Below are 12,425 nucleotides of genomic sequence, written 5' to 3'. Positions count from 1 at the left end.
TTAATCTATAGTTTATATACTAAATATACAGCAAAAAACCAGAAAGAGCAGTAGGAAATGTTAGCCCAAAAGTATTAAAATCAATACATTTAACAATAACTACAGCTTCCACTATAGAGCCTTTTATGAAGAAAAAATTCGGTTTTTAATTTTTTAAACTTCTTATTTATTTTCAAAACAACCTATCTCAAATCTTTAGGATTAATAATATTTTGTTCTAAAAGCTGTTTTATAACGATTTCTGTCATATCGCTTTTAAAGGCAAATTCGTAACGAATATCTACAACATAGGCTTTTAAACGCATTTTTAAGTACGAACGACCTTCTTTTACTTCATTAAAAAACAACACGTAAATAGGTTTGTTTAAATAAATGTATTTAGAAATTTGTGCAGATTCATTTGCCAATTGACGAACACGTTTTGTATCTACAGTAATTGGTAAATAAATTTCTGCCACTACTTGGCAATTGGCTTCACCTGTGTTAGAATTCGACACAGATTTGTTCATTAATTCTCCATTTGGTATACTTACCAAAGAATCGTCTGCAGTTACAATTCTTATCGAACGCAACCCAATTTCTACAACTTCTCCATAATGACTTCCAACTTCAATTTTATCGCCAACCGTAAAAGGTCTGTCTAATAAAATAATAATTCCACCAAAAATATTCTTAATTATATCTTGAGATGCGAAACCAACTGCAATTCCTAAAGATGCAGAAACTGCAACTATTGTAGCAAATGGAGGTTGAAAAATACCAACAATAATTAAAACGATGATAAATATCCAACCAAAAATTTTAACTACGGGAATAATTCCTTTTATTGTAATACGTTGGTTTGTAAACTTTTCCGCATATCTTTCTAATAAAGAAACTGTAAACTTTATAAATAAATAACCAATAATAATAAATATAATCGCCCAGATAATTTTTCCCGCAGAAAAGAGTTCTAAAATTTCTGGTGGTTTTAAATTTTCAACGATTTTATCTTTGGTATCTTTTACTTCTTTTTTAACCTCTTTTTTAACCTCTTTTTTAGCTTCTTCTTTTACAATAGTATTCAACTTTAAAGAATCTACTTTTAGCGTATCTACTTTCTGTAAAGTCGAAGATTGAATTGGTAAAAACGTAGCAGTATTTTTATTTACCGCCATTAAATTGACAGAAATAAAAAGGAATATGATAATTATTTTTTTCATTGTTTCTATTTAATGAATCACATTTTTACTTTTTAATAAAGAGGTAATTTGACGATATAAAAATATGTTAATCGTGTAAAACTCTTCATTTTCCATAGTTAACAATCCGTTTTCATACAAAGCATGTATACTATTTTTGGTGTGTTGTTCATTTAAACTAGAAAGTTCTACAATATCTTCTATGGTTAATCTTTCTTGCAATAAAATACTATTAAGCATTAATAATTTTAGAGGTGTTAATTTGTTTAAAAAAGAGGTGTTTATACTTTTTAAAGAACGCATATAAATGGTACTTCCAGAAACTTTTACTGTGGAACGAATCCAATACATAAACGCAATTCTAAAATTACTTTGCGCAATTTTATTAATATCGCTAAAAAACTCTTCTTTTAAAATCTCTTGTTGCACTTCTAAAGGAGCTTTTAAAAACTTTTTGGTTAAATAAGCAACTGGTGGTTGCTCGAAATATAAATTGTAACCACTAATTTTATGTCTTTTTATTAAGGCTTCTTTTATGGTTTGCTTATCAATTTCATTCATTTCTATTTGATATGCAAAAAGCTCTGATATTTGAATCGATTTATTTAAATATTGAAATGCATATTTAGAGGAAGTAACAATCCAAAATACATTTTTCTTTGTAGAAGCAATTAAATTAGATAGCAAATGAAGCACATTAAAACCACCCACTTTTCTAAAATATAAATATTGAAGGTCTTCTAAAATAATTGTTCTTTGTTTACCTGCGTTAAAAAATTCAATCCATTCTTCTATGGTTTGTAAATCTTTGTTGAATGACGTTTTTAAGAACTCAATAAACTCAATAGGTTCGCAAATATTTTGTTTAGATGACAGGAAAATCGTTTTTGGAATTTTCTTATGCTTACCCAAAAAATGATGAATTAAAGACGTTTTTCCTGAACCTCTTTCTCCAACAATTACTGTGGCTGCATACTGGTTTTTACCAAAAGATTCGTAAGCTTTATCTAAATTTTGTAACGCTTCTGTTCTTCCAATAAACAACGTTTCGTTTTGTAAAGTTTCCGATCGAAATAAACGTTGGTACACATAAGGCAATTCATCTAAAGCCTGTTCTGCTTGTTTTAAAAAGTCAGACAAATCTCCATTTACATCTACGATTTCTTTGTACAAACCTGTTCTGATTAACAAATTTTTTAGACGACCTGCTGTTTTTGTATACTTATCTTTCGAATAATTTACAGCAATAGGTACAAAATTCTTAACGTTGTTTATTACTTTTTCTTTAAGTAATTTACTTTTTTCTATAGATTTTGCCTTTGCAATAGACAATCTAATTTCTAAAATATTTTCGGTATCTGTTAACTCTAAAATGCTATGGTTAAATTTAGTAATGCTTGGCAACAACATTTCGCCATTAGAAACATTTAAATTATCCAATGTACTTTTTAATTCTTCAATTTTTTCTTCACTTCTTTCTAAACCTTCTAAAGCAACTTTTTTGGGTGAATTTTCTGTGGAAACACTATCATTAGTATCGTTTTCGAAAAGAGATAATGCAGACTCTAAATTAAATTCACTTACTTGCGCCAACGCGTTTATATCGTCTATAAAAGAAGTAACTTTTTCATTTAAATCTACTTTTGCTTGTTTAATTACTGTTAGTAAACTTGGCCAACTTTGGTAGGTTACCAACTGGAAAGGTGAAATATAATTGATAGAAGAGGTTGCTGTTTTTGTTCCAAAATCCATATCCGAACTAATGGCTCTTTTGGTAGAAAGTGTTTTTAGAACTTGTAAAACATTCTCTTCGAACTGATTAATTTGTAATGGTAATTCTAAGTTGGAAACGCGTATAGAAGTTTCTTCAATAATTTTTTTAAAGCTTTTGTTTACATTTTTTAATTCACTAACAAACGTGCTTTTTATAGCTGTTTTTGTTTTTGCTTTCGAGATTGTACTTTTTACGTCAGATAGATATGTTTTAATATTTTCTAATTCATTTTGAATAACTTCTGAACGCTTATGTATCGATCTTTCTAAAAGATCGTATGTAAAGATTACACTAAATATAATTTTAAATATTTCGATATCTAACTCCCAATCGCTCTCTAAAACACTAAACGTATTTTGCCAAAGTTTTACATCTTTTTCACTTTTCCCAGAAACTTCTTTTTGATAGCTTTCAATTTTATTCGTGTTAAAAAAAGTGGTAGGCAACTCAAAAGTATCTGCTTTGTACAATGCTGCTGTATATTGTAAAACATTTGCTTCAAAAAATTTTGTAAACGCTAATGTATGATGTTCTATTCTCGACTCTAAGGAAGGCACATTTGCTAAACTATCTACTATATTTTTAGAGAAAGACAATACTGCTTTGTTAGATAAAAAAAGCTTAATAGATGCGTCAATTGCATTATCTATCTTCCAGTACACATTTGTAATTTCAGCTATTTCTTTATTTACAGCATCTATGGCTGTTGCTAAATTTTTGGTAAGCTCACTTTTAAAGTAATAGGCTGTTGCATTTTTAAAAGGAATTTCTTGTTGCCAAAAAATAATTTCTTTTTTCGTTTTTCTAAAAACATTGGTTGTTTTTAAAGGAAGTTTCGATATATTAAAAAGGGTACGTTTTACGCTTTTTTTTAATTTTAAGGTTTTAGAATCTGTGTCTAAACCAAAAAATCGTTCTCTGTCTTGTGTTCTTGTTATGGTAGTATCTAAATTCTCTAAAAGAGCATCTAAAGATGTATAATAATTATTAAACGGAACTTCTTCAACCGAATTTATGGTAGAAAAATAGCTAGAAACGATGTTTTCTAATGCTTTCTTATAGGCATTTAAAGCTTCAAATGCGATCGTCTTTTCTTTTTCTGTAAACGTTTTGCCAATAAGTTCTTTTTGAAGATGTTCTATCTTTTGCATCGTTTTATGATGCGTAGTAATTTTTTCTAAAAAAACAGACAGCAACTTTTCGTTATATAAAGCTACGATTTTGTTCTTCTGCTGTAAAATAATTTCTTCCATTGACGATAGTTGACATACCAAAGATATCTAATAAAAATAAATAATTTCAAAAAATTTATTTTATTGATTTTTTTAGATATTAAATGAAGTTACAAAAAGTTTTTAAGACGAAAACTTACCTTTTTAAAATCCAAGAAGCAGGGTTTAAAGGAACCGTATTTTTATAAATTGCAAAAATAAGGTTTGTTTTTCCTGATACTTTGTTGGTAAATATTTTACCAATATTTTGCCCTACAACAACTGCATCTCCCTTTTTTACGTATAACTTACTTAAATTATTGTAAGAAGATATGTAATTACCATGCCTTATTAATACATTTTTTCTTCCTTCTGAAGAAACTAAAATATTCATAACCTCTCCTCCGAAAATGGCTTCTGCATTGTTGCCGTTTTTTGTGGCGATATGCAAACCTGTTCCATTAATTGTAATTCCTGGGAAAGTTGGGTGTGGTTGTCGACCAAATTTTCTGGTAATTATTCCTTCTTTTACTGGCCAAGGTAATTTTCCTTTATTCAATTCGAATTTTGCGGCTAATGCTTTCGATTCCGGACTTAATATAAACTCGTTTTTCTTGGAAGATTTTGGTTTATTTTTTACTTTTTTATTTGCTTTTGCAATTTCGTCTCTAATAATTTTATTAATCTTTGCAGCCACTTTTTTATCTTCAGCAATTTTCTTTCTTAAGTCTCGCTTGTACTTATTTTCCTTCTTTTTAATGTTAGATATTAGTTTTTGTTGACTCTTTTTATCTAATTCAATAATATTTTTTTGCTCTTTTTCTGCCAGTATTAAAGTATCTTTTATCTGCTTTTGTATTAATAAAGAATCGTTCATCTTTTTAACGACATTTGTTTGTTCTACAATGGCCTCTCCTTGCTTTTTTCTAAAAGAGACGTATTGTTTCATATATTCCAAACGTTTGTAAGCTTGATAAAAATTTTGTGAAGATAACAAAAACATCGCCCTACTTTGTTGCGATTTGCTTTTATAGGATTTAAAAATCATATCTCCATAATCTTTTTTTAAATCGGTAAGTTGCTTTTCTAGTTTATCTAATTCTTTTTGATTTTTTTTAATCTCGTTAGACAATAATTTCGATTCTAAATTAATGGTATTTATTAATTTTAATCGAACTTGTATTTTCTGGTTGATATCTTTTAGGTTCTCTAAAGCATTTTTCTCTTTTTTCTGCTCTGTAAATAACAAACGGTTTACTTGCTGAATTTCTTTTTTTAGTTTTTTGCGTTGTTGTTCTAACTCTTTTCTTGTTTGTCCAAAAACAGATAGACAACTTAAAAAGAATACAAAAAATGCGATATGAAAATTTCCCCTTATCACTATAACTCTATACGTTTATAACCATTTGGTATTGAAAAAGAAGTGTTTATTACTGTGTTAAATTCTACAGATTTTAACTCGAAATCTATTTGTGTAAATTTCTTTTTATCTTTTGCTTTAATTTTTATTTCTTGTGGAAAAACAACCTCATCTACAACTGTATAAGAAGGATATAAAATATCTAAACGTTGTTCTTTTGCCGAATTTACAATAGACTGGCTATTTAGTTTAAAATGTCCTGGATGGATATTAAAAAAAGCATCAAATAAAATAGATTGTACTTCTGGGTTTAAAACATAAGAATTATTTACAATATTAACTTCTAGCTTTTCTTCTTTTAAATTTAAAATAGCCTGACCTAAAAATAAATTTTGAAGCTGCTTAAAGTTAATTTGTGTTCCTAATAATTTTTCTAACATTGTAAAATCGCCATCGAAATATTGCTTTTTTAAAGGAGAATAAAACTGAACAGATGTTGGTGTTATTTTCGCTTTAAAAACAGAAATAAACTTGGTTCCTTTCAACCAAATTACCTTGTCTTTCTCTATCTTCATATATACAGAAATACTTTGGTTTATTTTTCCATTATTAAAGTTTACTTTGAATTTTGCGTTGATGGTTTTTTTATCGAAATTATTAGCAATGTGTTTTTTTGCTACTTTTTTTGCAGCCATTTCCTTGGCTATAACTGCAGTTCCCATAGTATATTTTTTTGTTTTACATGAAGCAAGAACGAGTACACAAATTAATAAATATTTTAAAATTTTCATATTCCTTTTAACTTTTTATACTTTTCTAAGAACTTTCGCTCGTCTTTTTTGTTTCCCAAACCTTTATAAGAAATAGATAATTCTTTGTAGAAATCTGCTTCCATATCGTCTTCAATAACAAAATCGATACCATTTTGCAAAGTTTCTACAGCGTTTTTAAAATCTTTTTTACTATTTAATGCTTTTCCATTTATCAAATACACAAAAGGTTGTGCAGGAAAAAGCGCAATACCTTCTTCGCTAAATTTTAAAAGACGCTTTAGATTATCTTTCGATTTGTTTAAAATTTCTTCTAAAATTTTATAAGACTTATCCGTTTTAAACCTCGAAATTAAATCTTCGATATTGGCATCTATTTTTTTAGGTTTTGGTGCCTCCTTTCTTTTTTCTAAACTTGCTTTTAATTTTTTTAAATTTGCAGAAAGTACCTCTTCTTTTTCTAAATTATTTAATAAAGAAACCGCACTTTTATAATCTCTATTTTGCAGATACAAACGCACTAAATATTCTCTTTCTCTAGGGTATTTGGCGATTACTTTTTGTTGTGTTTTTATGGCTTCTGGGAAATTTCTTTCTCGAACTTCTATTTTTACCAATTGTTTTAGCATCCAAACATTTTCTGGTTCTTGTGCCAAAGCTCTATGGATGTATTCTTTCGCTAAAAGCGTATTGTTTAAGCGCAAATAATTTTTAGAAAACTCGAAAAAAACCGTTAAATTGTTAGGTAAAATCTGGTTACAATTCTCTAAATTTTCTATTGCTTTTTGATAATTTCCAATAGATTTTTGGGAAAGTGCTTCGAAAAACGATTGTTGAAAAAGCAACTCTTTTTCTTCTGTTAAATCTTTTGCTGCAGGAATGCTGTCTTGCGAATAGATGTTCGTAGAGAAAAGAATAAACAACAAAGAAAAGAGAACAAACTTTAAACAAGTGGCTCTCTTTTCTTTGTTGTTTATATTTCTACTTGTTATTTTCATTAAATTAATTCTGTGTAATCTCCAATACTAACAGAAGTATATCTACCATTATATTTTGCATGATGCCCAATCATAGCCTTGTTTAAATTTGCATTAGAAATTGCTACGTTCGTTTGTATTAACGAATTTGAAATGATAGAATTTAACACAATTCCATTATCGCCAATAGAAACATGAGGTCCTATTTTACTGTCTTTTAAGACAACATTTTTACCAATATAACAAGGCTGTATAATTTTCGAATTCTCTAATATAACGTCTTCGGAAACTAAATTATTACCTGCTTCTTGCTCGAAATCTAAAACTTGTTTATTGGTATCTACTGTTGGATCTTTTTTACCACAATCCATCCAAGCATCTACAGTTCCAGGAATAAATTTTGCACCATCTTGTTTTAAAGTTTCTAAAACATTGGTTAATTGATATTCGTTATTTTCCCTTAAATCGTTGTCGATTAAATATTGAATTTCTTCTCTTACTTTATCTCCATCTTTAAAGTAATAAATACCTATAATTGCTAAGTCTGAAACAAATTCTTTTGGTTTTTCTATAAAATCCGTAATAAAACCATCTTCTAATTTTACAACTCCAAATGCACTTGGATCTTCCACTTTTTTCACCCAAATTGCTCCATCTGCATTTGCATCTAAAGTAAAGTTTGCCTTAAACAAAGTATCTGCATAAGCCACAACACAAGGTCCAGATAAAGAATCTTTTGCACAATACAAAGCGTGTGCAGTTCCTAAGGCTTCCTCTTGTACATAAACAGCCCCTTTTGCTCCTAATTCTTTGGCTATAGTTAATAAATTTTGCTCTGTTTCTGCTGGAAATCCTTTTTTGGCTGGCCCAATTATAAATGCAATTTCATCTATTTTTTCATCTATTACAGAAGAAATATCTTCTACCAAACGTTGTACAATTGGTTTTCCTGCAATTACGGTTAATGGTTTTGGTACTGTTAATGTATGAGGTCTCAAACGAGAACCAATTCCTGCCATTGGCACAATTATCTTCATAAACTATTTTATAAAAAATTAAAAGTGCAATATACCATTATTAATAAAGATTTTTTAAAAATATACACAAATAAAATTTACCTAAAAGACTATTACTTACTACAAAAACAAATATCTTTTCTCATAAAAACAAAAATATATAGCTTAAAATTTTGAGATATCAATAATCTTTTTGTAGTTTTACGGCGTAATGTGTAATTTTTTAATAATTAATTAACATAAAAACACATTGCTTATTTATAAAATATAACTTCTTAAACCCCTAAAAAAATGAAAAAAAGTTACTTAAGTAAACTTCTTGCAATAGGAGTATTTTTCGCTTTTACATTTGCCTTACAAGCACAGAAGAAAAGCGATATTGAAAAAATTCGTAAGAAATACAATTTATCTAAACTTAAACAAATTAAAAAAACATTTCAAGAAGAAATTTTAACCGAAAAACAAAAAGCTATAAGAATTGCAGAACAAAAAGGCTGGGAAGTATTTACCCAAAAACCAGATGGCGAACCTGGTTTTATGGAACTTCAAAAAGTTGTAGATGGCCATCCTATTTATTTTGCTACTTACAATGTAGATGCAGCAAGATCTACTAGAACAAACCACTTAAATACTGGAGGTTCTTTAGGACTAAATTTATTGGGACAAAATATGACTGCCTATGTTTGGGATGGTGGAGCTGTACAATTAACACATCAAGATTTCGACGGAGCAGGAGGAAACAATAGAGTTTCTATTCTTGACAACGAGGCTAAAAGAAATTCTAATACCTTTCATGCGCAACATGTTACAGGAACCATTGTTGGTTCTGGAGAATTTCAAGCCAACTCTAAAGGTATGGCGCCTCACGCAAACGCTATTACTGCAGATTGGAATAATGATGTTGCAGAAGCTACAGATGCAGCAGCTAATGGTATGTTAATATCTAACCATTCGTATGGTCCTAGAGGAGATTTAATTCCAGACTATTATTTTGGAGCATATATTGTAGATTCACGTAGATGGGATGCGTTAATGTTTAACGCACCAAACTATCTAATGGTTGTTGCTGCTGGTAATGATGGTGATCAAGATGCCTACAATGCAAGCCCATTAGAAGGTAACAGCTCTTACGACAAATTAACAGGCCACTCTACTTCAAAAAACAACTTAGTAGTTGCTAATGCACAAGACGCTAATGTAGATGCTGATGGGAACTTAATTCAGGTATTAATTAACTCTTCAAGTAGTGAAGGACCAACAGACGATTTACGTATAAAACCAGATATTACAGGTAATGGTACAAACGTATATTCTGCATTTGACTTTGAGAGCTTCAAACAAAATCGTGGAGCACCAGATTTTTCTGACGGAAATACAGATGATGATTATTATAGTATTTCTGGTACATCTATGGCGTCTCCAAATGTAGCTGGTACATTATTATTATTACAGCAACACAACAATAACACTCATGGTTCTTTTATGAAAGCTGCAACTTTAAAAGGCTTGGCTTTACATACTGCAGATGATGCAGGAGCAAATGGACCTGATGCAATTTTCGGTTGGGGATTGTTAAATGCTAAAAAAGCCGCAGAAGCAATTACTCAAAAAGGAAATCAATCTAAAATCGAAGAATTAACATTAGCACAAGGTCAAACCTACACAATTACTGTCGATTCTGACGGAGTTAACCCACTGCTAGCTTCAATATCTTGGACAGATAGACCAGGTACAGCTACCACAGCAACAAACTCTCCATTAGCAGTTTTAGTAAACGACTTAGATATTAGAGTATCTAAAAATGGTACGACATCTACACCTTGGAGGTTAACAGGAGTTACAACTAATGGAAGAGGAGACAATAACAAAGACCCTTATGAAAGAGTTGATATAGCAAATGCTTCTGGAACCTATACAATTACTGTAACCCACAAAGGCAATTTAACTGGTGGAAGCCAAAATTATTCTTTAATAGTAACTGGTTTAAGCGGAGTTCCTGTAGTTTGTAATGCTACAACCCCTTCTAATCTTACTGTTGATGAATTTGACTCTTCTACAGCTACTGTTTCGTGGAATTCTGTTGCAGGAACTTCTTATGATTTTAGATATCGTAAAGTAGGTAGCTCTTCTTGGACAACTTCATCTGTTGCAACAGCTACAACTTCTTTATCAAATTTATCTCCTCAAACTTCTTACGAAGTACAAGTAAGAAGCAAATGTCCTAACAACACTACATCTGCATACAGTGCATCAGTAAATTTTACAACTACAGAAGTTCAATTAAATTACTGTAGCTCTAATGGAAATAGTGTTTCTGATGAATATATTAGTAAGGTAGTTTTAGGTAGTATTAACAATACAAGTGGAGCATCATCTGGCGGATATGCAGATTACACATCTCAATCTACAAATATTACCAAAGGTGCTTCAACTACAATTACAATTACACCAACTTGGCCTGGCACAAATTATAACGAAGGATATGCAGTTTTTATTGACTATAATAAAGATGGTGATTTTGCTGATAATGGTGAAACAGTTTGGACAAAAACAGCTTCTAAAACTACGCCTGTTAGTGGTTCTTTTTCTATACCAGCCTCTGCAATAACAGGTACAACAAGAATGCGTGTGGTTATGCAATACAATACTGTACCTTCTTCTTGCGGAACTTTTAATTATGGAGAAACAGAAGATTATACTGTAAATATTACGAATGGTGTTTCAGATACACAAGCACCTACTGCACCCACAGGTTTATCTGCCTCTAACATAACACAAACTACAGCAACTTTATCTTGGACTGCTTCTACAGACAATGTAGCAGTAACAAAGTATGAGATATTTAACAATAATACCAGCGTAGGAACCGTAACAGGAACCTCTGCCAATATTACTGGATTAACAGCAAATACATCTTACACATACACTGTTAAAGCTAAAGATGAAGCAGAAAATACATCTACACCAAGTAACAGTGTAACATTTACAACCTTAGGTGTTGCGCTTAATTATTGTTCCTCTAAAGGAAATAGAGCAACTTACGAATGGATTGATAATATAGAGTTAGGTGGAATGAAAAATGCCACTAGTGCAAATGCTGGTTATGGAGATTTTACCTCTAAAATAGCTACCTTAGCACAAGGAAGTTCAAATACTATGGTTGTAAGCGCAGGGTTTTCAAGCACAGCCTATACAGAACATTGGGCTGTTTGGATTGACTTTAACCAAAATGGAACTTTTGATAGCAACGAAAAAGTAGTTTCAGGATCTTCATCTAGTTCAAACAATTTAACAGCTACTGTTGCTGTGCCTTCTAATGCATTATTAGGACAAACAAGAATGCGTGTTTCTATGAAATACAATAGCGCACAAACAGCTTGCGAAACATTTTCTGATGGTGAAGTAGAAGACTACACTGTTAATATTACCCAAAATACTCCTAACAACTATACAATTTACACAGATAGTACGAAGGGTGAAGTATTAGGTAGCGAAATTTCTTCAAGTTTAGAAATATTCCCTAACCCAACGACTAATTTTGTTCAAGTTAAATTTGGTAGAAGTAAAAACTTATCATTTAAAATTATAAATACTATTGGTCAAGTAATAAAGGCAGGAAAATTACAAAAACGCACCATAGATGTTTCTACTTTAAAAAGAGGTATTTATTTGTTAGAAGTTAACGACGGTCAAAAATCTGTGAAAAATAAATTAATTAAAAAATAAAATTACTTTTTAAAATAAAATTAAAAACCTCGAGCAAATTGCTCGAGGTTTTTTTAGTTGATTTTTGCAAATAAATTACAACAGTTACAAGCCATACCTTATTAAGCAAAAAGGCTTACAGAAAACACTTCTTATGCATTTACAGTAAAAGATGTAGCAAAAAATGTTTCTGGAAACAGCAATTCTGTAAAAATTACTACTTCAGTAACACCAATCTTGTTCTAATGGAATTAAAATGAAGGTAAAACTGATATCGATTGTAGAGGATCTTTTTCTAATTCTTATCGAACTTCTAGCGTTTTTTTGAAACTGATTTAAATAGCTGAATCGATAGTGAGCCTAATTATGCAAGAGTAATACCATTTCTACATTAAAATTTGTATTTATTTCATTGAATTGCCAGATAAAAT

The 12,425-nt window shown here is 30.1% G+C and carries 7 protein-coding genes; 1 reads left to right on the top strand and 6 read right to left on the bottom strand.

Annotated features, from left to right (window positions below; translation table 11 throughout):
- Positions 1 to 182 precede the first annotated feature (182 nt).
- The 6 genes from J3359_RS11890 to J3359_RS11865 form a co-directional block, all read right to left on the bottom strand.
- The gene (locus J3359_RS11890) at positions 183 to 1,202 is read right to left on the bottom strand and encodes a mechanosensitive ion channel family protein (RefSeq protein WP_208077081.1); all 1,020 of its coding nucleotides are present in this window, start codon (positions 1,200 to 1,202) and stop codon (positions 183 to 185) included.
- Positions 1,203 to 1,211: 9 nt separating this feature from the next.
- Positions 1,212 to 4,208, bottom strand: coding sequence for an ATP-binding protein (locus tag J3359_RS11885; RefSeq protein WP_208077080.1), 2,997 nt, complete (start codon positions 4,206 to 4,208; stop codon positions 1,212 to 1,214).
- A gap of 115 nt (positions 4,209 to 4,323) precedes the next feature.
- Positions 4,324 to 5,547 carry a murein hydrolase activator EnvC family protein gene (locus J3359_RS11880; RefSeq protein ID WP_208077079.1) on the bottom strand — a complete coding sequence of 408 codons (1,224 nt, stop codon included), beginning with the start codon at positions 5,545 to 5,547 and terminating at the stop codon, positions 4,324 to 4,326.
- Positions 5,547 to 6,317 (bottom strand): lipoprotein insertase outer membrane protein LolB1, encoded by a 771-nt coding sequence (gene lolB1, locus J3359_RS11875; protein ID WP_208077078.1) that lies wholly within the window; start codon positions 6,315 to 6,317, stop codon positions 5,547 to 5,549. The genes J3359_RS11880 and lolB1 overlap by 1 nt, the downstream gene beginning before the upstream one ends.
- Positions 6,314 to 7,294 (bottom strand): tetratricopeptide repeat protein, encoded by a 981-nt coding sequence (locus J3359_RS11870; RefSeq protein WP_208077077.1) that lies wholly within the window; start codon positions 7,292 to 7,294, stop codon positions 6,314 to 6,316. The genes lolB1 and J3359_RS11870 overlap by 4 nt, the downstream gene beginning before the upstream one ends.
- Positions 7,294 to 8,310, bottom strand: coding sequence for a sugar phosphate nucleotidyltransferase (locus J3359_RS11865; RefSeq protein ID WP_208077076.1), 1,017 nt, complete (start codon positions 8,308 to 8,310; stop codon positions 7,294 to 7,296). Before J3359_RS11865 ends, J3359_RS11870 begins: the two co-directional genes overlap by 1 nt.
- A 270-nt stretch (positions 8,311 to 8,580) precedes the next feature.
- Here J3359_RS11865 and J3359_RS11860 point away from each other — a divergent pair, with 270 nt between their 5' ends.
- A complete protein-coding gene (locus J3359_RS11860) occupies positions 8,581 to 12,015 on the top strand; it encodes a GEVED domain-containing protein (RefSeq protein WP_208077075.1) in 3,435 nt (1,144 codons plus the stop codon).
- Positions 12,016 to 12,425 lie beyond the last annotated feature (410 nt).

It is taken from the genome of Polaribacter cellanae, assembly GCF_017569185.1.
Taxonomy (GTDB): domain Bacteria; phylum Bacteroidota; class Bacteroidia; order Flavobacteriales; family Flavobacteriaceae; genus Polaribacter; species Polaribacter cellanae.
Note: the sequence above shows the minus strand (reverse complement) of the source record. Positions and strands in the feature narration are given on the sequence as shown.

Bases quoted from the DNA above. Each gene is read 5' to 3' on its own strand.
- J3359_RS11890 (WP_208077081.1), bottom strand. From the start codon at position 1,202: ATGAAAAAAATAATTATCATATTCCTTTTTATTTCTGTCAATTTAATG.
- J3359_RS11885 (WP_208077080.1), bottom strand. From the start codon at position 4,208: ATGGAAGAAATTATTTTACAGCAGAAGAACAAAATCGTAGCTTTATAT.
- J3359_RS11870 (WP_208077077.1), bottom strand. From the start codon at position 7,294: ATGAAAATAACAAGTAGAAATATAAACAACAAAGAAAAGAGAGCCACT.
- J3359_RS11860 (WP_208077075.1), top strand. From the start codon at position 8,581: ATGAAAAAAAGTTACTTAAGTAAACTTCTTGCAATAGGAGTATTTTTC.
- J3359_RS11865 (WP_208077076.1), bottom strand. From the start codon at position 8,310: ATGAAGATAATTGTGCCAATGGCAGGAATTGGTTCTCGTTTGAGACCT.
- lolB1 (WP_208077078.1), bottom strand. From the start codon at position 6,317: ATGAAAATTTTAAAATATTTATTAATTTGTGTACTCGTTCTTGCTTCA.